Origin of the sequence: Mesorhizobium dulcispinae (assembly GCF_033977345.1) — a bacterium.
Taxonomy (GTDB): domain Bacteria; phylum Pseudomonadota; class Alphaproteobacteria; order Rhizobiales; family Rhizobiaceae; genus Mesorhizobium; species Mesorhizobium dulcispinae.
The window spans coordinates 184,904-208,943 of record NZ_JAVIIY010000011.1; the positions used below are offsets into that span (position 1 = coordinate 184,904).

The window sequence follows — 24,040 nt, forward strand, 5'->3', positions numbered from 1 at the left end:
TCATCAGGGTTATTTTCGGTAAACGTTCGGGCAGCGTTCGGGGACAAGCGACCAACCCTGACGATAGTTGTTGCATCTTCAACAGGGAGAGCAACAAATGGACACTATGGAACGTGACGCCGCCTACATCGCCGAGCAGGTGAAATTCATCCGCAAATGGCACGGGCTTACGCAAGAGAATCTCGCCGATGCAGCAGGATTGACAACGCGGACTATCGAGAAAGTCGAGAGTGGCCGGCATCGTCCCGAAGAACAAACACTTCGCAGCATCGCCCGTGCGGTGCAGATCGACGTAAAATTCTTTGTGAAGCCCACACCTGAGGAGCAAGCTCGTCAAAAGGCTGAAATGGAGCGTGCCGTCCGCAAAATGGTCGTCGCGCCCACCAATGCCATCCGTTCTGCAAGCGATTTCCTGGGCGCCTTTGCGGCGCGGCACGCGTTCCGAATAGATACCTCAAACGTAGCAACAGACGACGCACTGGAAACCGCTGCGGCAATGACGGATTTCATAACTGATCTAAACGACGTGTGGGATGACTGCCCGAGATCACAACAGTTGGAATACGCTCGCAGCTTCGTCGAACTGTGTCGTCAGATGGAGAAGCTCGGGTTTGTTTGCCATATGGGGCATCACAGGCAGCGGCTTCGCCAAAGAGATCAGCCTGCGCACTAGTTCAGCTCGAAGGAGGTTGGGAGAGCCTGGAAGCAGACCGCATTTTTCATCCATCTGGGACTGTGTAGCAGCTCCCACCGCCGTGCCGCGAAATATCGGCTTTTGCAATCCAGGCTGCTCGCCGCCATCCGGTTGGCGCTGGCGGCCTCTTCGATCTGCGATCATTCATGTCGTGATTTGCCACGATTGCGCTAAACGGATCGAAAAAACGGCTCTCGGGCCATGACCGCGACTGGGCTGAGGAGTATGTGCGGATGACGCCTCGTCAGGTTACGGCGCGGTATCGCGCAGCCATCGGACGTGGGCTGGACACCACAAGGTCTGGTTTAGGCAGAGAAATGGCGATACTCACGGGAAAATCGATGTGGGCCAGGACATACGGAATAAGCCGCGCCAGGACACAACTGGCCTCTGGGTTACATTAGACATAGTTTCCCCGGTTGGTGCGCACCCACGGAGATGTGTATGCACGACGTCAGCGAGCAGGAAATCCATCTCAGCATGAGGACCGACAAGACGTACGTCAGTCCGACTATGAAAGGCTTCGCGGATCAAAAAGTCCGCATCGCAAATAAGGTCTTCGACAACCCAGGCGGCCACGAGTTCGCGCTGGTGAAGGGAGAGATAATCCTGAGGGAAACCCCGGCCGGGCGCTTCCAGATAAAGGCCACGTTCTTCGAGACCAGCCGCGGCATTCAGACGCTGACGATCCAGAAGTTCACGAAAAACGGAGGCAAAGAGTATTTCACGTTTTTACCCGGGGAGGTCACCCGCCTTCTTAAGTTCCTCACGGACATCAAGCGCATCAACTTTCCAGACGAAGGCAAGGTAAACATCGCCGATGCCGATTTGGAGCAGCTGCTCCTGAGTCCGGAACAGATCAAAAGAGTCGCCGGTGACAATCAGCAGCTTCTGGCGGCGTTGGCCCGGAACGAGATCACCACGGAAGATGTTGTCGCCCTGGGATATCGCAAGCGCGAGCTACGGGTATTCGACCGCTTCCTCACAGAACCAGCGTTCTTCAAGGCCACACAAGAACATAGAGGTCTAAGCCCAGAAGGAGTCTGGCAGAGGTTCTTCGAGCGGAACCCATGGATTTTCGGCACCAGCCTATCCCTGATCCACTTCGGCCCGCTTGATGACAGGAAGATGGAGCAGGTCGTTCGAGGTTTCTCTGTCACAGGTCCCGGCAAGCGTGTCGACGCCCTTCTCCGATCTCACGCCCTCATCTCGACGACCTGCTTCGTGGAGATTAAGCGCCACGACACGGGCCTCGTCTCGGATGACCAGTATCGTTCCGGTATCTGGCAGCCGTCGAAAGAGCTTACCGGCGCCGTTGCTCAGGTCCAGGGTACTGTCGCCGCCGCGCTGGAGCAGTGGCACTCTCAGGAGACCGTATACGACGTAGACGGAAACCCGACGGGTGAAGTCATTTTTACGACGGAGCCGCGCTCCTACGTCATCTGCGGGAGTCTCACCGAGTTTCAGACAAACCCGGGTGTCAACGACCGGAAGTTCCGGTGTTTCGAACTCTATCGCCGGAACCTTGTGCGGCCGGAGGTAGTCACGTTCGATGAACTCTACCAGAGAGCGCGCCTGATCGTTGAAGCTGATCAAGGTTCTACGAATGCCTGAAGCTCAGAAATCCAGTGACATCGGTATGAAGCGAGGCCGCACGCTGACAAACCTGACAGCCAGCGCCCAACTCGACCTCATAGCAGAAGGCTTACCGATCCTAATGAAGAGTGCCGGAGACCTGCTGGCGGCGGCGAGATCGCTCGAGGGACATCCTCGCTCGTCGAGTATCCTGCTCGGACACTCGCTTGAGGAGGTTGCCAAGATTCTGGTGCTCATGGACATCGTGCGCTGCCCACGTAAGATCAGGCCGTCGCGCGTCGGCCCGATGATGCAATGGTTCTACGATCACCTTGCCCGCTTGCTTTACCTTGACGCCCAGAGCTGGCGACCTATGCATGTCAGGCAACTGCAGGAATATCTCGATGATCAGCGACGTTCCCATTATCTGGAAGGCTCGATCGGCGAATACATAGTCCCGAATTCCACCCTCGGGGGACGTGAATCTCTGCTCTATGCCGACATCATAACGTATGAGGAAGGCACCCCGGTCTGGAGCGAGCCGTCGAACCACGAGCCAGTGTTCGGCTTCGCAGGGGGCAATCCACCACCTTGGGAAGTCTGCTGCGCACTCCGGGATTTCGGAGCCTTTACGCGAGCAGGGCTAGACGTCGTCTCCGACGTATGGAGCCGCCTCGATTTCAAAGGCGAGGTGTCCGCAACGGAAGCAGACAGGCTGTCACATGAGATGCTCTTAGCCTTACAAAAGGCAGGCTTGATCACTGAACAGGCGAATGAAGACCAACTAGGCTACCTCTATCGAAGCTGGCAGCTGCCGATGTATCGGATGGACTTCACAAGGATCGAAGTACCCCTGGACGAGCTTAAGGAGCAGCGGGATGCCAATTTCTGGTCTGAAGTAGGATACTAGACGCCGCAAACCCGCAGCGCTGGAGGAACCCCCATGCCGGTTCTGCCGCCCTGTTTCCTCCAGAGCCGCGCTGCTCGAATGTCTGGTCACAGTTGGCGCTTAACGGGCGGGTTTCGCCGCGATGGCCGCCCGCCGTTTAATCAGCCACAATGTCAGCATGAACGGCCCGCCAGCTTAAGCTGCTTTTTTGGCGAAAGCCCAGACCATCAGCGGATACTCTTCGTCGTTGCTCAAATCGCGCCACACGCCATAGGCTCGCACCGGACCGCCGATATGCGCCTTGGCGCAGGCCTTGTTGCCCCAGCCAAAGGCCTGCACGTCATCCTCGGCGAAGCCGCCATCGACCAGCAGTTGCTTTAACCCGGCGGGCGTCCAGCGGTTGTAGTCGTGCGGGCGGGCATGCACGCGGAACAGGAAGGGCGTCGCCACCATCGCCCAGCCGCCGGGCTTCACCATCGCATGGATGTTGGCGGCGGCGGCCATCGGGCGCTGCACATGTTCCAGCACCTGGTCGGCGATGACGATCGAATATTGCTCGTCGGTGCGATCCCGGCAGATGTCGAAGTCGGGAAAATCGAGCGAGCGGTAGTCCGGACACATCGCCTTCCAACAGCGGTTCCAACCGGGCGAAATCTCGATCACGTCGCGCGACTTGCGGTTGGCCGCTTCGAGGAAGGCGGTGAAGGCTTCGATCTGGCGGATGCGCAGCCAGTTGCGGCTGTCGTAACCGATCAGCCTCTTCACCGCCTGTTTGCCACGGATTTTCAGCGCGCCGGCCAGGCTAGTCATTCTCGACCTCCCTCCTAGCCCGCCGCAAAATCCCCTTATCCCGCAAAGCGTACAAAAGAATGACAGCGCGAAGGAGCCGGCGCTGAAGGCGCCGGTCTCCCGCTAGTCAGCACTCATCAATAGTCGCCGTTGTAGTAGCGGTCGTCGCAGGGTGCGGTGTAGATCCGGCCATAGCGATCCTGGTAGCGGCAGAGCTGCTCGCCGCGACGCTGCGGCGTGGTTGCGCTGCCGACGACGGCGCCGAGCAGCGCGCCGCTCGCGGCGCCGATCACCGTCGACTTGGTGTTGCCGCCGATCGCCTGGCCCACCAGCGCGCCGCCGGCGCCGCCGATCAGCGCGCCGGTGGTGGCCCGCTGTTGGCCCTCGGTCTGTGTCTCGCACCCGGCGAGCGCTGCGGTCATCAACACCGCCACGAAAACCTTCTTGATCATCATCTCCAGAACTCCTTCGAAGCCCCAAAGACCAAAAGAAACAGGGGCGTACACGGCCGCAGTGGTCTCGCATTGCGGCGGAACGGCGGCAAAGCCCGCTCACGAAGTGAGTCATGGTTTCCCCGCTGTTGAAGAGCATGGTCGCCAAAACGGAAATACGGCGCTTGCCCGAGGAACGATCGCTCGGCCTACTTCACTCTTAGTGGGACCATGATCGGGACGCCTGAACACTGTCCTCCGGCCGTCACTGTGTTGAGCGGTGAAGGCTCGGGAATTATTTCCCCATCCTCAACAAGACCCTCGACATGGAAAGCCAGCGCCTGCGCAGCGAGCGCACGCACCTCGCCCAGGCTTGCACCGGCAGTCACGACGCCTGGGAAGTCGGGAAAAGACACTCCGAAATCGCTATCGTTGTCTCTATGAACCAGCCCAACGTAGTGCCGCATACCCTTTTCCTCTCTGCGCCTGGCGCTAGTTTGAGACATCGATAAGACGGCGCAAGGCGATGGACAAGTTTGCAACGGCTCCCGCAGGCCCCCTTGGGAGGCCAAGAATCCGTGCGGCCCAGTATCTGCGCATGTCAAAAGAGCACCAGACCTACTCGATCGACAACCAGAAAGATGCCATCCGCAACTATGCCGACATAATGGGCTACGATATCGTCGCCACATACGAGGACGCGGGTCGCAGTGGCCTTAAGTTAGGCGGACGCCCTGGCCTTCAACGTTTGCTCGCCGATGTGGAGAGCGGCCGCGCCGATTTCGAAACCATCGTTGTCTATGATGTCAGCCGCTGGGGACGCTTTCAGAACATCGATGAAAGCGCCTCCTACGAATACCGTTGCCATATGGCCGGCGTTCGGATCGAATTCTGCGCCGAGCAGTTCTTGAACGACGGCAGTATCGGTTCGGACGTGCTTAAGGCCATCAAACGCAGCATGGCGGCCGAGCACAGCCGCATGCTCTCGCAAAAGACGTTCATAGGGCAGGCAAGGCTGATCCGGTTGGGATTCCGCCAGGGTGGTAAGCCAGGGCTCGGCTTAAGGCGCCAGATTATGGACCATTCGGGACGTCCAAAACTAATTCTCTCCGAGCACGAGCAAAAGAGCGTGCACACCGACAGAACGATCTTGGTGCCCGGGCCGCCCGAAGAGGTTGCAACGGTTCGGTGGATCTTCCGTCAGTTCGTCAAAACGCACATGACAGAGCTCGAGATGGCAAGGCTCCTGAACAAGCGCGGCGTGCTGACGGACCTCGGGCGACCATGGAAGCGGGAAACTGTGCGCGGCGTCCTAACCAATGAAAAATACGTCGGCGCCAATATCTGGAACAGGCGCTCCCGCAAGCTGAAAGCAAAGGCAGTGAGCAATCCTCCTGAACAGTGGGTGCGAGTGGAAGGCGTATTCGAGCCCATTGTTGACCGCAAGCTGTTCGATCGGGCTCAAGCCATCCACAGAAAGCTCTATTCGCATCTGAGCGTGAGCAACGAAGAGATGCTGGCTGCGCTGAAGAAGGTCCTGGCGCGCGAAGGCACCTTGTCTACCTCCATCATCAACGCTGCGCCCGAGTGCCCTGCAGCTAGCCTGTATTACCAACGCTTCGGAGGCGTTCTTAAGGCCTTCGAATTGATTGGATATCAGACGGCTAGGAACTGGCAGTTCATCGCTTCGAAAGAGCCACTGGCGATGGTGCGTATGCAGGAGATAGAGACCCTGCTGGCCACGATCGGAAACGCTGGCGGAAAAGCGATTTATGACAAAGAAAACGATCTCCTCCGGATCAACGATGAGTTCACGGTTGCGATCGAAATCGCGCGTTGCAGCACTTCCGACTATGGATATCCCTTCTGGTCTCTGAACACCCAGCGTCAATCGCTGGCCGACATTTTCACCTTGATCAGGATGCGCCCGGGTGACCTTGTCATTCGAGACTATCTGATTGCCCCTGTGCCTGAGATCGTCGGCAAATCGGAATTGCGCGCTAACAATGGAGCACACCTCGACACCTACCTTTTTCCCACGCTCACCCCCCTTGCCAGGCTGGCGGAGCGAGCAAGTACGGAGAACATATTGTGGGCGTGAAGCGTCGTATGACCCGGGAAGCCGCCTACAAAGTTCTGCGCGACGGCGGCCAGAGGCACGACCGGAATATTGCTGCTGATCAACCAGGGTCAAAGGAGAAGCTATTCGCGCCTAAGCTCTTGGCAACCTATGAAGCGGCGTGCAGACGCAAGCGCGATTACATAAAAGAAGCAGTGGAAGCAGAGCAGCGCTTGGACCGTCTGGTCGAAGCGCTTCGCCTGATAATGAGTGACAAAAGGTTTCGCTTATTGCTGGTGTCCGAGGGGCTTGCCACCATGCCAAAACGCTTGGCCCAGAGGTTGCAGGGCACGACGTTCGAACCGGAAACAGCAGCGCATGCCAGCGAGCCCCTTCCTAGCAGGAACGCAGGCCGTCAACCTGTCAGCGGGATTTGCCCGGACGTCCTCGATTTTCTCCAAGACTGTCCTGTGAAGGTGAAAATCTTCGGCTTGCTACGGCATGTGCTCCCCGCCAGGCAATTGGAGATTGCCCGACTGATGGTTGCCATGGAGCGGGTCACGTTTACTTACGCAAAGATCCTTGTCGCTTTTACGCCGCGCGCGCTACTGGCCGAAGGTTTCGATCCGGCGATGATTGCCAACGTGTCGGAAGATCAACTGGGCGCGATGACGCCAGAACTTGGCAGGCTAGGCAGTGAGTTTCTGAGCGCTGTGGAGCGACGTGGCTCTGTGAGCCTGGAACTGCTGGCAACTAGCCGCTATTTTGACCGGCTGATGGATAATTCCAAGGTGGTGCGCTACCTCGCACGCAACTTCCCAGCCCAATTTGAAGAGTTTCACAGCTTGTCGCTGCGCCCCCCAAATGAGTGGATTGCTATACCCATTAAACGTCCTACCTAGTCGCACGGCTCACGGAGGCTGGATTGCGAACCGACAGCGGCTTTGCTTCGACGTCGGAGGATTCGACATAGACCCGTGCGGCGTCGAAAATCGCGTCTATAGATGGAGGCTTACGTTTTTTAGAACCTGTAGCTCAGCCGAGCTGTGACGACGCTCTCGCGCTCTTTGACCTTGAAGAAGTCAAAGCCTGGCCCGGCCGCGGGAGCAAAGTTTGAAGCGTAGTTCTTGGAACCGAAGTCGTAGTATTTGTAATCAACGCCAATCGTCCATTTTGGATCGATCGCGTATTCGACGCCTGCGCCGATGGTCCAACCTACCCTCGTATTATCGTTGTAGCTGTGCGTGAAGTGCCCGATGAAAAAGCTGTCGTCCGTATTGACGCCGTAGCTTGTGAAGGCAACGCCACCCGTGCCGTAGACAAGAAATCGGTCATATGCGTAGCCGATGCGGCCGGCGATCGAAGCAAGCCATTTCTGCTTGAGCTCTATAAAACCGGAACCAAGCGGTGCAACTGGCGTTTTCGCCTTGTCATCGAGCGTTCCCAAATCGGCGCTGCCTTCGACACCGACGACATAGTTGCCCATTTGATAGTTGTAGCCGACGTGCACACCGCCAAGAAAGCCGGTGCCGCTGAAGTTCATGTTCGGAACTGGCTGCAGAAATCGGTTCGGATCTGCCGTGTTGTCGAACTTGCTCATGTCGAACGCGGCTCCCGCGTTCACGCCAGCGTAGAAACCCGTCCACGAATATGGCAGCTCAGCCGGGATTGGCTGCTCTAGATCGGCTGCCAGAACCGGGCTCACGGTTGCGGAAACAACCATGGCAAAAATGACAGCGCGCATTCGAGAGGGCCCCCACGACCGTTCGACATAAGATCAAATCGGTCCTGAATTTAGCCTACTCTACAGCCTTAGTCTGTGCTTTCTGCGCAACACTGTGGAGATGCCGCAACAGCCTCCGCCTCTGGCGCATCCGCGAATTGTCATGTGATGCGCCCTCGGATCATGGTGCGCCGTTTAATTGGCACTATATCAGCATGGATGACCCGCCGGGTCGCGGATACCGTGATTGCGGCCAGTTTTTGTCGGACCTCTGCGCCGAGCCATGCGACCTCAGCCAACAGATTAGTTCTTACTAATATGCTATAGGCTGAGCATGAGGGGGCCAAACCATGTGTCGGTTTCTGCGGTTTTTAGCCTGGGTATGTCTTGTTTCGGCCAGCCATGCCAACGACCACAGCTGGTATCCGGCAAAACTGACCCGGTTCGACGTCGGCTCCCGGGCCCTCAGCAGCCCTATTCTGCCCCTTATCATGTCGCAACAGGGCCAGGAACGGACCTGCCCTCAACCAGCTCATTTTCCGGGCTTCATATTCAGGGTTATTGCTTCATTCTCCTCGTGGCCTACTGATATTCGAAGCACCAGTCGCAGCTATTTGGGCCTCCATCCGATTGACAAGCGCGACATAACGGGGATGAGCGCGGAGCGAATCGAGGTCGCTATCCTGACGCATCCAAGGCACGCGCAAAATGATGTAGGCATGTGATGCAGTTAGCTGCCGTTCCAGGCAATCGATAGCCTGCTCCGTCTTGCCCAGCTTTGCATAAAAACAGCCTATGTTGTACTGAACCGCAATGTTGTCTCCGGCGAACATTTCAGCACGGGAGGCCCACGACAGCGCGCGTTCAATCTCGCCAATTTCCGCCAGCATTGTGGCGCCGTAACATAGCGCGGTGGCATTGTCGGGGTGCGCTTTGACTTCCTTTTCCACTCCCAGCACACCTTGCCTTGCTGCTTCCTTGGCGTCGACGCTGCGGCCAAGTGAAACATAGACCATCACTAGATTGGTCCAGACCCGATAGTCATCGGGTGACAACGATGCGGCACGCTGGTACAGAGCGGCAGCTTTCTCGTATTGACCTTGAATGAAACAATTCCGGCCGTAAGAGAAATAGGTATCGGAAGAACTGGCGTCTAACTCTAAAGCTCGCTCGAACTCCACTTCCGCCTCGGCATACCGGCCACTTACGAACAAGGCCCCACCACGCGATGCGTGGGCATCGGCGAGACCTGGCTCAAGTTCCAGCGCCCGTGTGCTGTTGGAAAGGACTGCCTCGAAGCTGGCATCGGGATCGTTGCAGGTCAACAGAAGCCACTCACAATCAGCCAAAGCGGCATAAGCGCGCGCATAATTTGGGTCAATTTCAACAGCTCTGGCAAACAGTCGCTGCGCTGTTTTGATAAACTTGGTCTCGACTCCCCTATTGAGGAACGACCTGCCCATCAACAGCGTCTCGTAAGCCTCTGGGTTGTCGGTCGAGCGATTTATAATTGTCGCCAGTTCTTCGGGCAACAGCTTCACTTTGAGCACGTCGACAATGCTTTTGGATATCTCGTCCTGAAGGGCAAAGATATCGTCCAGCGTCCGGTCATACCGCTCAGCCCAGATATGGTCACCGCCGCGACCATTGATTAGCTGAGCCGTGATACGCACTCGCCCTCCAGCCTTGCGTACACTTCCTTCCAGGACATAGGCGACATTCAGCTTCTTCGCCACCTCCTCGATCAATACCGCCTTGCCCTTGAAGGTAAAGACGGTATTGCGCGCGACGACGGAGAGTCCAGACGCTTTCGAAAGGTCGGTGATAATGTCCTCGGTGATGCCGTCGGAAAAGTACTCCTGCTCGGGATCGCCGCTCATATTCGCAAAGGGCAGAACCGCAATCGAGGGTTTTTTCGGGAGTGCAGCCGCCGGTTGCGCCGCACGTCTGCCGGTCCCGCCTGTTCCGGCGCGATAAACCCGCACTGGCTTCGCGATGTTCTTGAGTGTGTGCTCGCCCAGATCGTCGAACGCCAATGCCAGCTTGCCTGTGACATGATCGTGCACGGTGGCGGAGACGTAGATGCCGCCGGGCTCAGCCAGTCCCTCCAGCCGGGCGGCCACGTTGACACCGTCGCCATAGAGATCACTGCCCTCGACGATGACGTCGCCCAGATTGATGCCGATACGCAGGACGATGTGCGAGGCTTCGGGAATACCTTCGTTGGCAGCAGTGAATCCCCTTTGTAGTTCAACCGCGCATTGTACCGCATCAACTGCACTGGCGAACTCGACTAGCACACCATCGCCCATAAGTTTGACTACGCGACCATTGTGCTGGACGACCAATGGAGACAACACGGCCTGCCGACGTGATTTCAATGCGGCTAGTGTGCCAGCCTCATCGCGTTCCATCAGGCGGGAATAACCAACAACATCGGCTGCCAAAATTGCAGCAAGGCGGCGTTGGGTTCGAATCTCGGCCATGTGGGTTGAATACTTTCAGAAAGCCGGGCACTTGGGATTGTATTGGTACCCTGGCCTAGAGTCTATCCGGCCCGACTTCCGAGATGGGTCATACGCGTCGTTTCTGAAATATCCGCCCTACGTCCGTTCGCTGGGGCATTGCGGACATGGCAGTACTGCATCGATGCTCTCGGTCCTCGAATGCTCGGGGTTGAGTGTCTCCCTTCGCCGTCATGATCGTCGCCTGCTTCTCCGTGCTGTTGCTGAGCAGCTGTCTCGACAACTCATTGATTTGAGGCCGCTCTAACCCACGCTCCGGTATGACAATGGGGTCGCAAAATCCGTTTCGGCCCTTTATCGCTCGTTTAATTGGACACACCATCAGAAGGTTGTGGCCGCCTGCCGCCACTTCCAGCGCCCGCTTGGCGCTCTCCTGGCCCTTGATGTCGGCAAGGTCCGGCAGGTCGCGCGCCGCGAGCTGGATGCCGGCCTCGGGCCGCGACAGCACCTGTGTCCCGCGAAAATGGTTGGCGATGGCGATCAGGCTGCGCGGCGCCAGGATATCGAAATCCTTGCCGGCCCAGGCCGCCTCCGGCCCGCAGGCGAAGGGGCAGATCAGGCCCTTGCCTTCGGCATTGGCGCCGATCGCCGCCGGCAGCGCGCCGGCCACCGCTGCGATGGTGCCGTCGAGCGACAATTCGCCGAGCACGACATAGCCGGCCAGCATGTCGCCCGGAATGGCGCCGAGCGCCGCCATCAATCCAAGCGCGATCGGCAGGTCGTAATGGCTGCCTTCCTTCGGCAGGTCGGCCGGCGCGAGGTTCACCGTCACCTTCTTCGACGGCATCGACAGGCCGGACGCATGCAGCGCTGCCTGCACCCGCTCGCGGCTTTCGGCCACCGCCTTGTCCGGCAGGCCGACGATCTGCATGCCGACCTTGCCCGGCGCGATCATCACTTGGACATCGACCGGCACGGCCTCGATGCCCTGGAAAGCGACCGTACGAACCCGCGCCACCATGTTTCCCGCGCCCCCGGATGCCGGCTCACCTCGGCCTCTGGTCGGACCGCGGGTGATGTTACCCCGAGACAACCATAGATTTCGGATTTAGGCAAGAACATTACGGGAACAGAAGGGGCGCCGTCCGGCAACGATCTTGGGCCCGAGATGACCATTACGGTCCGGGGCTGCACACCTGGTACGGTCAAGCCGTCGGCGCCGCGCCGCGCCGCTCGAGCGCGGTCTTGCGGATGATTTCCGCGATCTCCGGGCTGCTGCTGCACAGCATCTGGAAATCCGCCGAGTGCAGCGACAGGAGTGAGACCGCCGTTGCGGCGCTGACGGTCGCCATACGCGGTTCGCCGGTGATCAGCGCCATCTCGCCGAAGAAGGCGCCAGGGCCAAGCTCCACCGGGTTCGGCGTCGCGACGCTGACGCGCCCCTCCACGACGAAGTACATCCGATCACCGGGCTCGCCATGGCGGCAGATCACGGCGCCCGCCGGCACCATGCGAGGTCTTAACGCGCGCACGATCTCGACCAGCACGGCCGGGCCGAGTTTCTGAAACAACGGCACGGCGGCGACCAATTGCCAATTACGCACGAAATCCCCGCGACGGACTTCCTGATAGAAACCGGTGGCAAGAATGCCTGCCCAGAGCGCGAAGATGCCGATGCCGCTCATCATGACCGCCCCGGAAAGGACGCGGCCGGCGAAGCTTTGCGGAATAGCGTCGCCATAGCCGGTGGTGGACAGCGTGACCACCGCCCACCACATTGCCAGGGGGATGCTGCCGAACTTTTCCGGTTGGATGTCGCGCTCGATGACATAGGCCACGAGCGCGACACCGAACAGAACGACGCCGAAGAGCGTGGTGACGCCGATCAGGTTGCGCGCTTCGTTGGCCAGCACCCTGCCCAGCACCGGGAAGAACGTCGAGTCGCGCAGCGGTTTCAGCAGCCAGACCGCACAGTAGAGGCTCCGGTCGGGCGTGCCGACAAGCAGAAATGCGGCGAGTGGAACCAAGACCGCGAGCACATCGATGGCGATTGCCGGCGTCCTGTCCCGAACGTCTCCCGCCCGGCGCCTGAGCAAGGTCGTGGCCAACTGGAGAAGATAGGCGCCCCAAATGACCGCGAGCAGGGCAGTCAGAGCCAGTCTGCTTCGTCCGGACAGGTCCGGTATCGTGAGCGCAGCCACCGCCAGAAGCCCAGGCGCAGCCAGCACCGCGTTGAGCGGCGCGTAAATTCTTAAGAAAGGCAGTACCGACATTCTGTGCCCACGAGCCGCTACTACCCTGCAAAATAGGACGCCTTCAAGGCAAGCGTAAAGGTGCTTGCTGTCGCTGCGATGTGCATCACCAACGGTGAACTCGGATGTCCGGGATTGCCTCGTGACGGGAGGCGAACAGACAGGGCCACACCCGACGAGAATGACGCGATCCGGCTGGTGGCGCTCAGCGGACAGGAGGTTGTGGCCGCCGGCCGCCACTACTTCCAGTACCGGCTTGGCGCTCTCCTGGCCTTTGATGCCGGCAAAGTCTGACTGCTATCAGGCTGCGTGGTGCCAGGATGTTGAAATCCTTGCGGGCCTAGGCCGCTTCTGGCGGCGATCCCCAGGAAGCGGGCAGCTGGATCCTGCTGTAGTGGACAGCGCACCGGGAGCGCTCACGGTCAAAGGCTGCAGGTTGACGGATTGCTCCTCAAGTAGTTCGTCATCAGATTTATTTCTACCAGCACGCGATCCGGCTTGATGTCGAACTTGCAGCGGACCCCGACTGGGCATCGGTGGACTTGGTCCAAGCCGCATCCACGGCATTCGATGGAACTCATGAGCATGCTGACCACCGGGCCTTGAAAGCCCCAGATTTCCGGCAGGTGTGATGCAGTGAAAATGCCCACGGTCGGGCGGCCGAGCTGAGCGGCAACATGCCCCGTGCCCGAGTTGTTCGAGACCACCAGCGCGGCCGACCTTATGAGCCGATTGAACTCCAGTTCCGGGAGGTCGACGGCAATGCCAACCCGGGCGGCCCCCAGATCGCCGGCGATTTTCACGACCTTCTCGATCGCTGCCCGGTTTTCGCTCCGGCCGACGACGATCACGTCGCCGCGCTTGGCCAGCGCGGCGGCGAGTTGGCCAAAATACTCGGCAGGCCAATCCCTTAAGGCAGAGTTCGAAAAGGGGGCCATCACGATCGGTGCTCCCTTTATCGTCGCGTGTTTGTCGGCTTCGTTCTCGCTGTCGAAATAGGCAGCGGTCTTGGCCACAAGGAATGAGAGGATTTCCGTCACATGCTGAAGACGCATCTGGTCGCGGTCGGTGAACCAATCAAGCCACCGCCTGGGGATTCTGTCCGCGATTCCCATCTTCTGGGCGAGCTTATAGAGGATGGTTCTGCGCAATTTCAAATTGAATGGAGCGATCGCAATGTCGATCCCGTCCATGCCGTACCGGTCGACTATCGCCGCCCTATGTCGCGCGGGGACGGCGAGCAAGACAGGCCTCGTCTCATCTGGAACGCGCATGTCGATGGCGAGGTCAAAATCGCCGGTCAGCATCTGCCCAATGCTGGCCGCTTCCTCCCGCCTTTCGGCCTGCGCCGGATTGCGAGAGAAGAAATTGAAAGCAATGTAGTCGTCGGCGAGCCCGAATTCCCTTGCGGTTTCGATATTCCAGCTTCCGACGGCAAGCGTGATATGGGCGTGAGAGAACCGTCGGCGCAGTTCTTTAAGCGGGCCCAGCGCCATCCAGAAGTCGCCCACGTGATCCAGCTTGAGTACAAGAACTCTCATTTTCCGAGAGTTCGAGTGACCCGTGGCCTCCCAACTTCGGTATGTAACCAGATCAGCGCTGCGCTTAGTAAAGTACCCCATAATATAAGATGCCCCATCTATCCCTGCAAAATGAAGATGGGCGGCGAAGTCGAACGCAATTGCAGCCGATTGTCGCCATCATATTAATGCCAACTAATACATGATCCAACCCCAAAATCCATTTGACGCCACCTGGTGGTTACGTCCCGGTCAAAGACACGACGGCCCTTAGGCCAGAACATTGCTCAGATCTGGTTCGCCTGCGGCGCTGCCATCAGGCCGCGAGCGAAGTCAGGCTATACAACCATAGATTTTCGCCCAGGGCAAGAACATTACAGGAACATTTGATTCGCGACGTTCCAGCCGATCCGACAAAAAGCTTACCGGAGCTTCGGTATCGACGGTGCGGGATCGCGGGCAACCGCTGCCCCGGCATCGCCGTTCACGGGTCGGCGACCAACTGTCAGAGTGCTATTTCGTAAATGACAAATCTTGCCCCGCGAGTAGGATCCCGCCAACAGGGTCCTGCGAAATGACCAGCATTTCAAACGGGAGGGGTGGTTCCGTGAGCATAGGCACCAGAAACGAGAGAGACGAGGTGCATATCGTCTCCGACTATCACGCCTGGGCGAGGAGTGAGAACCCAGACACAAAAAATCCTAACGGCGTCTCGTTCTATTTTCCAAGATTTGAGTATTGCACCCAAATAGTTCATTTCTTACTTGAGATAACGCTCACAAAAGTCGTTGAGCGTATTGCGAAGCTGGCATTGATAGTCACCTTCTTCACGTGGCTGCTGGGACTATGGAAGCCATAGTATGGCGCCCCAGCGGGCCTATCCAAGAAGGGCCTACCCCCGCTTCCCCTCGACGCAATCCCAGAACAGGGCGGCAATATCCGCCCCGCCGAAGCGCTGCACCTCGCGAATGCCGGTCGGCGAGGTGACGTTGATCTCGGTCATCCAGTCGCCGATCACGTCGATGCCGACGAGGATGAAGCCGCGCTCCCTTAGCGCCGGGCCGATGCGGGCGCAGATCTCGCGCTCGCGCTCAGTCAGCTCGGTCTTCTCGGCGCGGCCGCCGACATGCATGTTGGAGCGCGAATCGTGCTCGGCCGGCACGCGGTTGATGGCGCCGACAGGTTCGCCGTCGATCAGGATGATGCGCTTGTCGCCCTTGCGCACGTCCTTGAGGTAGCGCTGCACGATATAGGGCTCGCGGAACAGCTGGCCGAACATTTCGAGCAGCGAGGCCAGATTCCGGTCGGCCTCGTGCAGATGGAAGATGCCGGCGCCGCCATTGCCGTAGAGCGGCTTGACGATGATGTCGCCGAACTCCTTGCGGAAGGCGGCCACCTCCTGGGGATCCTTGGTGATCAGCGTTTCCGGCATCAGGTCCGGGAATTCGGTGACGAAGATCTTTTCCGGGCTGTTGCGCACCCAGGCCGGGTCGTTGACCACCAGCGTCTTCGGGTGGATGCGCTCCAGGATATGCGTGGTGGTGATGTAGTTCATGTCGAAGGGCGGATCCTGGCGCAGCAGCACCACGTCCATCTCCGAAAGGTCGGTGCGCACCTTCTCGCCCAGCGAATAATGGCTGCCCTTCTCGTCGCGCACCTGCATCTCCTCGACGTGGGCGAACACCTTGCCGTCACGCATCGACAGCCGGTCGGGCGTGTAGTGGAAGAGCTTGTGGCCGCGCCGCTGCGCTTCCAGCGACAGCGCGAAAGAGGTGTCGCCGGCGATCGACACGGTGGAGACATGGTCCATCTGGACGGCGATTTTCAGGGGCATGCGAGTCTCCGGCACGATCTCTGTCGCCGATATAAGGAACTCGAAGGCTTCTGCCAATTGGCCAGAGATTACCGGTCGAAGACCAGCCGGGAATAGCCGAGGAACGACAGCGCCATGGCGACGGCCGAGGCGACCGCCAGCGCCGCCAGCGGCGGCAGGGAAGGCAGCGCAAACAGGATGGCGCAGTAGACGATATAGTTGACGATGCTGGTGGCGACGCCGACGCCGCCATAGCGTGCGCCTTCTCGCGTGATGCCCCGGGTCGACGGCGCGAAGGTCAGATGGCGGTTGATCTGCCAGGTGACGGTGAGCGCGAAGCCGATCGAAAGCACGCGCGCCGGAAGCGGGCCGAGCGGCGTGACGGAGAGCAGCAGCCAAAGTGCCGCCGCATCTGCGACGAAGCCGATGCCGCCGGCAAGGACGAAGCGGGTAAGCCGGCCCATCAGGCCGCCCGCGAGGCCTTGCCCTGCTTCGGGGAAACCTCCCCGTTGACGCCGGCGCGCCGCTCGATACGGCCGGCAGGGATCGAAAGGTAGAAGATGCGCTTCTGTTCGGCGCGGCCGCGCGACACCGAATCGAGGATCAGCCCGGTCACCATCGCCAGCATGGACAAGAGGATCAGGCCTACGGACAGCACCCAGGTCGGCATGCGCGGAACAAGTCCAGTCTCGGCGAACTCGATCAGCAGCGGGATCATCAGCCCGATGCTGGCCGCCAGGAAGAACAGCGCGAACGTGCCGAAGAAGCGCAGCGGCTGCGTCTCCTTCACCAGCATGGCGAACATCCACAGGATCCTGGCGCCGTCTCTGAAGGTCGACAGCTTCGACGACGAGCCTTCCGGCCGGCGGCCGTAGTCGAGCGCCATCTCGTTCACCGGCAGCTTGAGCTGCGAGGCATGGACCGACATCTCGGTCTCGATCTCGAAGCCGCCTGAAACCGCGGGGAAGCTCTTGACGAAGCGACGCGAAAAGACCCGGTAGCCGGAAAAGATATCGGTGAAATCGGTGCCGAACAGGCCCGTGTAGAGGCGGTTGAAAACGCGGTTGCCGAAGGCGTGGCCGGAGCGGCCGGCATCGTCGGTCACGCCGCGCCTGGTGCCCACCACCATGTCGCAGCGCTCGGTCAAAAGCGTGTTGATCAGCTGCGGCGCATCTTCCGGCGCATAGGTGCCGTCGCCGTCGGCCATCACATAGATGTCGGCCTCGATGTCGGCGAACATGCGGCGCACCACATTGCCCTTGCCCTGGCGCGGTTCGCGCACGACGACGGCGCCGGCCGCCCGGGCCCTGAGCGCGGTCAGGTCCTTCGAATTGTTGTCGTAGACATAGATCGTCGCGGACGGCAGCGTTTCGCGAAAGCGCCGCACGACCTCGCCGACCGTCAGCTCCTCATTGTGGCAAGGCAGCAGCACGGCGATCGCCGGCTCGTTGCGGACTTCGTGCGGCATGTCTGTCTCCGGTGCCCGGCCCTCCGGCCGCGCCGATGCCGGCCCCAATGCCGGCGCCTCCGGGCCGCTTTACTATTTAATGAAGCCGTTAAGGCCAGGTTTAAGCCGATCCCCTTCGACTGGCTCGAGCCTGTCGCCGAAAGCATGGGAAGCCTGTCGAGCTCCATCGTGTCAGGCAAGCCGGCTAACCGGAGCACGGCCCATTTTTGGGGTTATCGGGAAAATCGATTTTTCCGATACTTTTCCTAAACGCTTTGCTGCCAGTCTGAGGATAAATACCGCCATCACAACAGGGACATGATGCAAACGACGTTTGGCACCGGGCAGCCAGGCAAGGAAAACACGGATCTGGCCTTCACCGATCCGCTGACCGGACTTGGCAACCATCGTCGCTTCTTCGACAAGGTCGATCGCCTGATCAGCGACCGCGCCGACGATCCTGCGCCGTTCACCGTCGGCATCCTCGACCTCGACGGCTTCAAGCCGATCAACGACCTGTTCGGCCACAAGGCCGGCGACGACATCCTGATCCAGGTGGCGATGCGGCTGCGCGCCTCGATGGACGGCTACTCCACCGTCTGCCGCATCGGCGCCGACGAGTTCGCCTTCCTCTATCCCATGGTGTTCAGCGAGGAGCAGGCGGCCGAGAAGTCGCGCATGCTGATCGAGATCCTGTCGGCGCCCTATGACGTCGGCGAGCGCACCGCGAGACTGTCGGCCTCGGTCGGCTGCTCGCTGTTCTATTCCGGCGACGAGACCACCGAGATCCTGATCAACAAGGCCGAAACCGCGCTCTACCACGCCAAGCGTTCGGGCCGCGGCCGCGTCGTCGTCTATACCCGCGAGATGGAGGAGGCCGCCAAGCGCGTCACCCGCATCGAGCAGGCGCTGCGCCGCGCCGTCTCGGCCGGCGAGGTCGAGCCGCATTTCCAGCCCATCGTCGACCTCAACAGCCGCCGCACCATCGGCTTCGAGACGCTGGCCCGCTGGACCGACCGCGATCTCGGCATGGTGCCGCCGAGCGTCTTCATTCCCATCGCCGAGGAGCGCGGCATCATCGGCCCGTTGTCGCAGCTCGTGCTGCGCAAGGCGACCGAGGCGGCGCGCAGCTGGCCGAAGGATTTGTTCCTGTCCTTCAATCTGTCACCGTCGCAGCTGGTCGACCAGAACACCGGCCTGCACATTCTCGCCATCCTCGAGCGCACCGGTTTCGATCCGCGCCGGCTGGAGATCGAGATCACCGAAACCGGCCTGATGACCGATCCGGCTTCGGCCGAAAAGATCGTCGGGGACCTGCGCCGGGTCGGCATCCGCGTCTCGCTTGACGATTTCGGCACCGGCCAGTCCTCGCTCGGGCGTCTGCGCGAATTCCATTTCGACAAGCTGAAGATCGACCGCGCCTTCGTCTCCTCCATCCTCGACGACCGGCCGTCGGAGCATATCATCCGCGCCATTCTCGCCATGTGCGAGGGGCTTGGCATGGACGTGGTGGCCGAAGGCATCGAGGAGGAAGCGCAGGCCGACCGCCTCGTCCAGTTCGGCTGCGCCGGCGGGCAGGGCTACCTGTTCGGCAAGCCGGTCGATGCCGACGCCACGCTCGGTTATCTCCGCGATTCCTATCGCGGCGCGCTGCGCGCCAAGGCGATCTGACTACCCCCACCCGGCCCCCTCATCCGGCCGCTTCGCGGCCACCTTCTCCCCGTTGGGGAGAAGAGACTGGCGCCAAACGCCGGCAATCTCCTCTCCCCTCGGGGAGAGGTCAGCCGAGCGAAGCGGAGGCTGGGTGAGGGGGAGCGCCTTATTTTGTCAGACATAAGCGACTGAATCCGCCGTTTCTCCCTTGCCCCCGGGGCCGGCATGGCTAGGATGCGCGCCGGCCAAAGGGAGAAAGAAATCATGATGCCATCGGCGCGTTTCGCCGACCTCGACGGCGCCTCGGTGTTGATCACCGGCGGCGGTTCCGGCATCGGCGCAGCGCTGACCGAGGGCTTCATGCGGCAGGGTGCCAGTGTCGCTTTCATCGATATCGCCGACAAGCCCAGCACGGCGCTTGCCGACCGCCTGGAAAAGGAGCTCGGCCGGCGCCCGCTCTATCTCAAGACCGACCTGCGCGACGTCGAGGCCCTGCGTGCCGCCGTGGCAAAGGCGGCGGAAGCGCATGGCGATATCACGGCGCTGGTCAACAACGCCGCGCTCGACGACCGCCATGAGGTGAAGGACGTCACGGTCGAGTTCTGGGACAACAATCTGGCGATCAACCTGCGGCCGCACTTCTTCACCGCGCAGGCGGTGGCGCCGGGCATGAAGCGCGCCGGCGGCGGCTCGATCATCAATTTCACCTCGACGTCCTATCTCATCAACCATCCGGACATGCCGGCCTACACCGCCGCCAAGGCCGGCATACTCGGCCTCACCAAGGGCCTTGCCGGCAAGCTCGGCGCCGACGGCATCCGCGTCAACGCGGTGGCACCCGGCTGGGTCATCACCGAGCGCCAGCGGGAGCTTTGGGTCACCGAGAAAGCGCTTGCCGCCCATGTCGCCAAGCAATGCATCAAGGAGATCATGCAGCCCGACGACATCGTCGGCACCGTGCTGTTCCTGGCATCGGATGCCTCGCGCATGCTGACGGCCCAAATGCTGATCGTCGACGGAGGCGTCCTGTGAGCGGCGCGCCTGCGGTCGCCGCCCTCGACTGGGGCACGACAAGGCTGCGGGCCTGGTTGCTCGACGGCGCCGGCACGGTGCTCGCCGAGCGGCGCGGCGACGACGGGCTGATCACCGCGCGCGAAAAAGGTTTTGCGAAGGTGCTGGAAGGCCATCTCGCCGCCATGGGCGCGCCGGAAGCCTTGCCCGTCATCATCTGCGGCATGGCGGGCTCGCGCCAGGGCTGGATCGAGGCGCCCTACGTCACGGTGCCGGCACCGATCGGCGCCATCCTTGCCGGCGCGGCGCGTATCGAGGGCTCGAGCCGCGAAATCCGCATTGTTCCGGGCCTCGCCCAGCGCCTGGCCGACGCGCCGGATGTCATGCGCGGCGAGGAAACGCAGCTTGCCGGCGCCGGTTTGCCGGCAAAGGGCCGTCACCTCGTCTGCATGCCTGGCACGCATTCCAAATGGGTCGCGGTCGAGGACGGCGCGGTCGCCGGCTTCGGCACCTGGCCGACAGGCGAATTGTTTTCCGTGCTGGCCGCGCATTCGATCCTGAAACATTCGCTGGGTGAGCATCCGGCAACCGTCGGCGCGGACAATCCTTTCTTCCGCCAGTGGTGCAGCCAAGCGCTGGGCGAAGGCGGCGACGTCACCTCGAAACTGTTCGCGATCCGTGCCGCCGGCCTGCTGCAGGACTTGAAGTCCGACGAAGCGGCGGCGTGCCTGTCCGGGCTGCTCATCGGCGGCGAGATCGCTTCGGCCAAGCGCCGCTACGGCGTCAGCGAGGCGCCAGTGGTGCTGATCGCCTCCGGTGCGCTGGCCGCACTTTATGGCGCCGCTCTCGGCTTTGCCGGTCTTGCCTACCGGATCGTCGACGCGGATGAAGCGGTGCGCGCCGGGCTTGTCGAGGCCGCGCGCGAGAACGGCATGATTGGAGGTGTCGCGTGACGCAGACAGCGCCCTTTCCGAAATTGAAGCGCGGCCTCGTCGCCATCCTGCGCGGGCTGAAGCCCGGCGAGGCGGTGCTGATCGGCAAGGCGGTTCATGACGCCGGCATCGAGGCGATCGAAGTGCCGTTGAACTCGCCGGAACCGTTTGTCTCTATCGCCAGCATCGTTGAGGCCTTGCCTGAGACCGCATTGGTCGGCGCCGGTACGGTGCTGACGGCCGCCGATGTCGACGCCCTGCACAAGGCCGGCGGCCGGCTGCTGGTCAGCCCCAACATCGATGCCGAGGTCATGGGTCGCGCGATGCACCACGGAATGGTGACGATGCCCGGCGTGTTCACGCCGACCGAAGCCTTCCAGGCCATAAAGCTTGGCGCCTCGGCGCTGAAATTCTTTCCGGCAAGCGTGCTCGGCGCCGCCGGTATTTCGGCAATTCGCGCCGTGCTGCCGGCGACAACGCTGATCGGCGCCGTCGGCGGCGTTTCAGACAAGGATTTTGCCGGCTACAAGGCGGTCGGCGTCAGCGTGTTCGGTCTGGGATCGAGCCTCTACAAGCCGGGCGCCGGCGTCGAGGAGGTGGCGCAGCGCGCCCGCGCCGCGGTCGCCGCCTGGGACGAAGCCTTCGGAGGGGAATGATGGACAGCGTTTCGGTTCTCAGCGACCACATCTGCGAGCTCGGCGAGGGCCCGAGCTACGATCCCGCCACCGACACGCTGTTCTGGTTCGACATCGTCAACGGCAAGCTCTTGGAAAAGCCGCTAGCCGGCGCGCTGAAAATCCATGATCTCGGGGTGATGGCCAGCGCCATCGCAATCATCGACGATGCCCGCCAGCTGATCGCCACGGAGGTTGGCCTGCAGGTCAGGGACGTCAAGACCGGCAAGCTGACGCTGCACACGCCGATCGAAGCCGACAATCCGGCGACCCGCTCCAACGATTCCCGCGTCCACCCCTGCGGCGCCTTCTGGACTGGCACGATGGGCAAGGGCGAGGCGAAGGACGCCGGCGCGATCTACTGGTTCTTCAAGGGCGAGCTTCGCCGGCTGTTTTCGAACATCACCGTCTCCAACTCGATCTGCTTTTCCGAGGACGGAGCGATCGCCTACTACACCGACACTTCGACCGGGCTTCTGATGCGCGTCGCCTGCGACCCGGCGACCGGGCTGCCGACAGGCGAGCCGAAAGTGTTCGTCGACCATCGCTCCTTCAAGGGCTATGTCGACGGCTCCGTCGTCGACCGCGACGGCGTGGTCTGGAACGCGGTCTGGGGCGGTAGGGCTGTGAAGGCCTATTCGCCGGACGGCACGTTGCTGCGCGAGGTTCCGATGCCGGTGACGCAGCCCTCTTGCCCCGCCTTTATCGGCCGCAAGGGCGACCGCATCGCGGTGACGTCGGCCTGGAAGGGCAAGGACGACAAGCAGCGCGCGCTGGACCCCCAAGCTGGCATGACCTTCCTGCTCGGCTTGTCCGTCAGGGGCCGCTTCGAGCCGCGCGTGCTGATCGCCTGAGCGGCTTGCGGATTATCGCCCGGCCCGGTCGGTTTCCCGCAAGCCGCTTGCGATGGCCATGCGATGGTAGCGGCTGATTTGCCGGAGCAGCCTATCCATGCCGAACAGCCAGCCGACGCTGATCCTTGTCCACGAGCCGGAAAAGGCTTGTTTCGATCGGCTCGTCGCCGATGGCTATCCGACGGAACGCGCCACCGAGATCTCGTCCTATCTGGCGCAGTCGACCGATCTCGCGCCCGAATTCGGCCAGCTCGCCGGCGCTTGCGAAAAGCGCGGCCTCGCCTTCACGGCCGTCGAGCTGGACGACGCCCCGACTGTATTGATGAAGGCCGATCCGGCCAGAACCCTGGTCTGGACGCTGACCGACGGCGTCGCCTATTTCCGTGGCGGCGCTTCGCCCGCGCTGGCGCGGCTGAACGGGCTGAAGACGCTCGGCACCGACGACTCGCTGTTCGCGCTCTGCCAAGACAAGTTCCGATCCGGCGCCGTGCTCTCAGCACTCGGCCTGCCGGTGCCGGCTGCCGGCCTGGCGCGCAACGGCGCGTGGCTGGTCGAGCCTCCCGCCTCGCCTGCCGGCTGGTTCGTCAAACCCAATCGGCTCGGCGCCAAGATCGGCATCTGGCCGGATTCGCGCATCACCGAACTCGGTCACGCGCTGGAGCTTAGCCGGCGTGTCTTTGCCCATTATCGCGACGATGTCGTCGTCCAGCCCTATGTCGCCGGCCGCAATGCGCGGGCAAGCTTCCTCGGCCTGAAGCCGGAAGCCGGCGTCGAGGCGCTTGGCGTCGCCTTCGTCGATTCGGGCGGCGACTTCCAGACCATGGCCGACTCGATGGCGCTTTATGGCGACACCGGTCAGGCGGCCCGCAATGCCGGAACCTATGCCGAGCCGGAGCTAGAGCCGGTCGCCGCCAGCCAGCCGGCGGCCGATCGGGCAATCCGCGCCGTGGCGCAAAAGCTGATCGCCGGGCTTGGCCTGAGGGACGTCTTCTCTATCGATCTCAGGGTCGAGGCTAACGACACCATCCATCTGATCGAGTTCGAAGTCTGCCCCGGCCTGCCCTGCTTCGATTTCCGCGACTATTGCAGCAGGCAGTGGGGCATGAGCCTCGCTGACGCGATGGCGGAGTCGGCGGCGAACCGCCTGAGGTCGTGATCTTCGCGATTGGGCGAAAACGCCCATCTTTTCGTCATCAACTCTGAGGAATCATGGCGTCCCGGAGCCTGGCATTTAGGGTGACGACGATCTTTCGCATGAC

At 61.2% G+C, this 24,040-nt stretch carries 22 protein-coding genes and 2 pseudogenes; 13 read left to right on the forward strand and 11 right to left on the reverse strand.

Going from position 1 to position 24,040, the window contains the following annotated elements; all coding sequences use genetic code 11:
* Nucleotides 1-97 precede the first annotated feature (97 nt).
* The 3 genes from RFN30_RS23220 (at nucleotide 98) to RFN30_RS23230 (ending at nucleotide 3,179) form a co-directional block, all read left to right on the forward strand.
* Entirely contained in the window at nucleotides 98-673 is a 576-nt protein-coding gene (locus RFN30_RS23220) for a helix-turn-helix domain-containing protein (RefSeq protein WP_320264415.1), read from the forward strand.
* Nucleotides 674-1,138: 465 nt separating this feature from the next.
* Nucleotides 1,139-2,308 (forward strand): Shedu immune nuclease family protein, encoded by a 1,170-nt coding sequence (locus RFN30_RS23225; RefSeq protein ID WP_320264416.1) that lies wholly within the window; start codon nucleotides 1,139-1,141, stop codon nucleotides 2,306-2,308.
* The gene (locus RFN30_RS23230) at nucleotides 2,277-3,179 is read left to right on the forward strand and encodes a hypothetical protein (protein ID WP_320264417.1); all 903 of its coding nucleotides are present in this window, start codon (nucleotides 2,277-2,279) and stop codon (nucleotides 3,177-3,179) included. The genes RFN30_RS23225 and RFN30_RS23230 overlap by 32 nt, the downstream gene beginning before the upstream one ends.
* A gap of 174 nt (nucleotides 3,180-3,353) precedes the next feature.
* Here RFN30_RS23230 and RFN30_RS23235 read toward each other — a convergent pair whose 3' ends face one another.
* From RFN30_RS23235 to RFN30_RS23245, 3 genes and pseudogenes are all read right to left on the reverse strand, one after another.
* Nucleotides 3,354-3,968 carry a class I SAM-dependent methyltransferase gene (locus RFN30_RS23235; RefSeq protein WP_320264418.1) on the reverse strand — a complete coding sequence of 205 codons (615 nt, stop codon included), beginning with the start codon at nucleotides 3,966-3,968 and terminating at the stop codon, nucleotides 3,354-3,356.
* A gap of 116 nt (nucleotides 3,969-4,084) precedes the next feature.
* A complete protein-coding gene (locus tag RFN30_RS23240; protein WP_067327946.1) occupies nucleotides 4,085-4,402 on the reverse strand; it encodes a YMGG-like glycine zipper-containing protein in 318 nt (105 codons plus the stop codon).
* Between the two features lie 247 nt (nucleotides 4,403-4,649).
* Nucleotides 4,650-4,845 (reverse strand): annotated as a pseudogene (locus RFN30_RS23245) (type II toxin-antitoxin system HicB family antitoxin); the annotation flags it as partial.
* Nucleotides 4,846-4,904: 59 nt separating this feature from the next.
* Between RFN30_RS23245 and RFN30_RS23250 the strand changes: the two are divergent.
* Together RFN30_RS23250 and RFN30_RS23255 are read left to right on the forward strand one after the other, a co-directional pair.
* Nucleotides 4,905-6,479 carry a recombinase family protein gene (locus RFN30_RS23250; protein WP_320264419.1) on the forward strand — a complete coding sequence of 525 codons (1,575 nt, stop codon included), beginning with the start codon at nucleotides 4,905-4,907 and terminating at the stop codon, nucleotides 6,477-6,479.
* Complete coding sequence (locus tag RFN30_RS23255) at nucleotides 6,470-7,339, forward strand: plasmid partitioning protein RepB C-terminal domain-containing protein (protein ID WP_320264420.1); 870 nt, start codon at nucleotides 6,470-6,472, stop codon at nucleotides 7,337-7,339. Before RFN30_RS23250 ends, RFN30_RS23255 begins: the two co-directional genes overlap by 10 nt.
* 119 nt (nucleotides 7,340-7,458) lie before the next feature.
* Here RFN30_RS23255 and RFN30_RS23260 read toward each other — a convergent pair whose 3' ends face one another.
* The 4 genes and pseudogenes from RFN30_RS23260 to RFN30_RS23275 form a co-directional block, all read right to left on the reverse strand.
* On the reverse strand, nucleotides 7,459-8,181 hold the full coding sequence (locus tag RFN30_RS23260; RefSeq protein ID WP_320264421.1) for an outer membrane protein: 723 nt from the start codon (nucleotides 8,179-8,181) through the stop codon (nucleotides 7,459-7,461).
* 545 nt (nucleotides 8,182-8,726) lie between these two features.
* Nucleotides 8,727-10,646, reverse strand: coding sequence for a tetratricopeptide repeat protein (locus RFN30_RS23265; RefSeq protein ID WP_320264422.1), 1,920 nt, complete (start codon nucleotides 10,644-10,646; stop codon nucleotides 8,727-8,729).
* Nucleotides 10,647-10,995: 349 nt separating this feature from the next.
* Nucleotides 10,996-11,646: pseudogene (locus tag RFN30_RS23270) on the reverse strand (magnesium chelatase domain-containing protein); the annotation flags it as partial.
* A gap of 184 nt (nucleotides 11,647-11,830) precedes the next feature.
* The gene (locus RFN30_RS23275) at nucleotides 11,831-12,898 is read right to left on the reverse strand and encodes a cyclic nucleotide-gated potassium channel (RefSeq protein WP_320264440.1); all 1,068 of its coding nucleotides are present in this window, start codon (nucleotides 12,896-12,898) and stop codon (nucleotides 11,831-11,833) included.
* 114 nt (nucleotides 12,899-13,012) lie between these two features.
* On the opposite strand from RFN30_RS23275, the gene RFN30_RS23280 reads away from it, so the two are divergent.
* A complete protein-coding gene (locus RFN30_RS23280) occupies nucleotides 13,013-13,171 on the forward strand; it encodes a hypothetical protein (RefSeq protein WP_320264441.1) in 159 nt (52 codons plus the stop codon).
* A 128-nt stretch (nucleotides 13,172-13,299) separates the two neighbouring features.
* Here RFN30_RS23280 and RFN30_RS23285 read toward each other — a convergent pair whose 3' ends face one another.
* Nucleotides 13,300-14,418, reverse strand: coding sequence for a glycosyltransferase family 9 protein (locus RFN30_RS23285; protein ID WP_320264423.1), 1,119 nt, complete (start codon nucleotides 14,416-14,418; stop codon nucleotides 13,300-13,302).
* Between the two features lie 553 nt (nucleotides 14,419-14,971).
* Between RFN30_RS23285 and RFN30_RS23290 the strand changes: the two genes are divergently transcribed.
* On the forward strand, nucleotides 14,972-15,256 hold the full coding sequence (locus tag RFN30_RS23290) for a hypothetical protein (protein ID WP_320264424.1): 285 nt from the start codon (nucleotides 14,972-14,974) through the stop codon (nucleotides 15,254-15,256).
* A 33-nt stretch (nucleotides 15,257-15,289) separates the two neighbouring features.
* Here the strand turns inward: RFN30_RS23290 and gshB are convergent, their stop codons facing one another.
* From gshB to RFN30_RS23305, 3 genes are all read right to left on the reverse strand, one after another.
* Nucleotides 15,290-16,231 carry a glutathione synthase gene (gshB, locus tag RFN30_RS23295; RefSeq protein ID WP_320264425.1) on the reverse strand — a complete coding sequence of 314 codons (942 nt, stop codon included), beginning with the start codon at nucleotides 16,229-16,231 and terminating at the stop codon, nucleotides 15,290-15,292.
* A gap of 68 nt (nucleotides 16,232-16,299) precedes the next feature.
* Nucleotides 16,300-16,674 (reverse strand): GtrA family protein, encoded by a 375-nt coding sequence (locus tag RFN30_RS23300; protein ID WP_320264426.1) that lies wholly within the window; start codon nucleotides 16,672-16,674, stop codon nucleotides 16,300-16,302.
* A complete protein-coding gene (locus tag RFN30_RS23305) occupies nucleotides 16,674-17,678 on the reverse strand; it encodes a glycosyltransferase (RefSeq protein ID WP_320264427.1) in 1,005 nt (334 codons plus the stop codon). The genes RFN30_RS23300 and RFN30_RS23305 overlap by 1 nt, the downstream gene beginning before the upstream one ends.
* Nucleotides 17,679-17,978: 300 nt before the next feature.
* Between RFN30_RS23305 and RFN30_RS23310 the strand changes: the two genes are divergently transcribed.
* The 6 genes from RFN30_RS23310 (at nucleotide 17,979) to RFN30_RS23335 (ending at nucleotide 23,937) form a co-directional block, all read left to right on the forward strand.
* Complete coding sequence (locus RFN30_RS23310; RefSeq protein ID WP_320264428.1) at nucleotides 17,979-19,328, forward strand: putative bifunctional diguanylate cyclase/phosphodiesterase; 1,350 nt, start codon at nucleotides 17,979-17,981, stop codon at nucleotides 19,326-19,328.
* A 246-nt stretch (nucleotides 19,329-19,574) separates the two neighbouring features.
* Nucleotides 19,575-20,342 (forward strand): SDR family NAD(P)-dependent oxidoreductase, encoded by a 768-nt coding sequence (locus RFN30_RS23315; RefSeq protein WP_320264429.1) that lies wholly within the window; start codon nucleotides 19,575-19,577, stop codon nucleotides 20,340-20,342.
* Nucleotides 20,339-21,274, forward strand: coding sequence for a 2-dehydro-3-deoxygalactonokinase (locus RFN30_RS23320; RefSeq protein ID WP_320264430.1), 936 nt, complete (start codon nucleotides 20,339-20,341; stop codon nucleotides 21,272-21,274). The genes RFN30_RS23315 and RFN30_RS23320 overlap by 4 nt, the downstream gene beginning before the upstream one ends.
* Nucleotides 21,271-21,909, forward strand: a complete 639-nt coding sequence (locus tag RFN30_RS23325) for a 2-dehydro-3-deoxy-6-phosphogalactonate aldolase (protein WP_320264431.1) — start codon at nucleotides 21,271-21,273, stop codon at nucleotides 21,907-21,909. The genes RFN30_RS23320 and RFN30_RS23325 overlap by 4 nt, the downstream gene beginning before the upstream one ends.
* Nucleotides 21,909-22,781 (forward strand): SMP-30/gluconolactonase/LRE family protein, encoded by an 873-nt coding sequence (locus RFN30_RS23330; RefSeq protein WP_430699079.1) that lies wholly within the window; start codon nucleotides 21,909-21,911, stop codon nucleotides 22,779-22,781. The genes RFN30_RS23325 and RFN30_RS23330 overlap by 1 nt, the downstream gene beginning before the upstream one ends.
* A gap of 97 nt (nucleotides 22,782-22,878) precedes the next feature.
* On the forward strand, nucleotides 22,879-23,937 hold the full coding sequence (locus RFN30_RS23335) for a D-alanine--D-alanine ligase family protein (RefSeq protein ID WP_320264433.1): 1,059 nt from the start codon (nucleotides 22,879-22,881) through the stop codon (nucleotides 23,935-23,937).
* The last annotated feature ends 103 nt before the right edge of the window (nucleotides 23,938-24,040 follow it).

Excerpts from the sequence above, each read along its gene's own strand:
- RFN30_RS23260 (WP_320264421.1), bottom strand. The coding sequence starts at position 8,181 with ATGCGCGCTGTCATTTTTGCCATGGTTGTTTCCGCAACCGTGAGCCCG.
- RFN30_RS23220 (WP_320264415.1), top strand. The coding sequence starts at position 98 with ATGGACACTATGGAACGTGACGCCGCCTACATCGCCGAGCAGGTGAAA.
- RFN30_RS23240 (WP_067327946.1), bottom strand. The coding sequence starts at position 4,402 with ATGATGATCAAGAAGGTTTTCGTGGCGGTGTTGATGACCGCAGCGCTC.
- gshB (WP_320264425.1), bottom strand. The coding sequence starts at position 16,231 with ATGCCCCTGAAAATCGCCGTCCAGATGGACCATGTCTCCACCGTGTCG.
- RFN30_RS23290 (WP_320264424.1), top strand. The coding sequence starts at position 14,972 with ATGACCAGCATTTCAAACGGGAGGGGTGGTTCCGTGAGCATAGGCACC.
- RFN30_RS23335 (WP_320264433.1), top strand. The coding sequence starts at position 22,879 with ATGCCGAACAGCCAGCCGACGCTGATCCTTGTCCACGAGCCGGAAAAG.
- RFN30_RS23235 (WP_320264418.1), bottom strand. The coding sequence starts at position 3,968 with ATGACTAGCCTGGCCGGCGCGCTGAAAATCCGTGGCAAACAGGCGGTG.
- RFN30_RS23265 (WP_320264422.1), bottom strand. The coding sequence starts at position 10,646 with ATGGCCGAGATTCGAACCCAACGCCGCCTTGCTGCAATTTTGGCAGCC.
- RFN30_RS23225 (WP_320264416.1), top strand. The coding sequence starts at position 1,139 with ATGCACGACGTCAGCGAGCAGGAAATCCATCTCAGCATGAGGACCGAC.
- RFN30_RS23315 (WP_320264429.1), top strand. The coding sequence starts at position 19,575 with ATGATGCCATCGGCGCGTTTCGCCGACCTCGACGGCGCCTCGGTGTTG.
- RFN30_RS23300 (WP_320264426.1), bottom strand. The coding sequence starts at position 16,674 with ATGGGCCGGCTTACCCGCTTCGTCCTTGCCGGCGGCATCGGCTTCGTC.
- RFN30_RS23275 (WP_320264440.1), bottom strand. The coding sequence starts at position 12,898 with ATGTCGGTACTGCCTTTCTTAAGAATTTACGCGCCGCTCAACGCGGTG.
- RFN30_RS23310 (WP_320264428.1), top strand. The coding sequence starts at position 17,979 with ATGCAAACGACGTTTGGCACCGGGCAGCCAGGCAAGGAAAACACGGAT.
- RFN30_RS23305 (WP_320264427.1), bottom strand. The coding sequence starts at position 17,678 with ATGCCGCACGAAGTCCGCAACGAGCCGGCGATCGCCGTGCTGCTGCCT.
- RFN30_RS23250 (WP_320264419.1), top strand. The coding sequence starts at position 4,905 with ATGGACAAGTTTGCAACGGCTCCCGCAGGCCCCCTTGGGAGGCCAAGA.
- RFN30_RS23285 (WP_320264423.1), bottom strand. The coding sequence starts at position 14,418 with ATGAGAGTTCTTGTACTCAAGCTGGATCACGTGGGCGACTTCTGGATG.
- RFN30_RS23330 (WP_430699079.1), top strand. The coding sequence starts at position 21,909 with ATGGACAGCGTTTCGGTTCTCAGCGACCACATCTGCGAGCTCGGCGAG.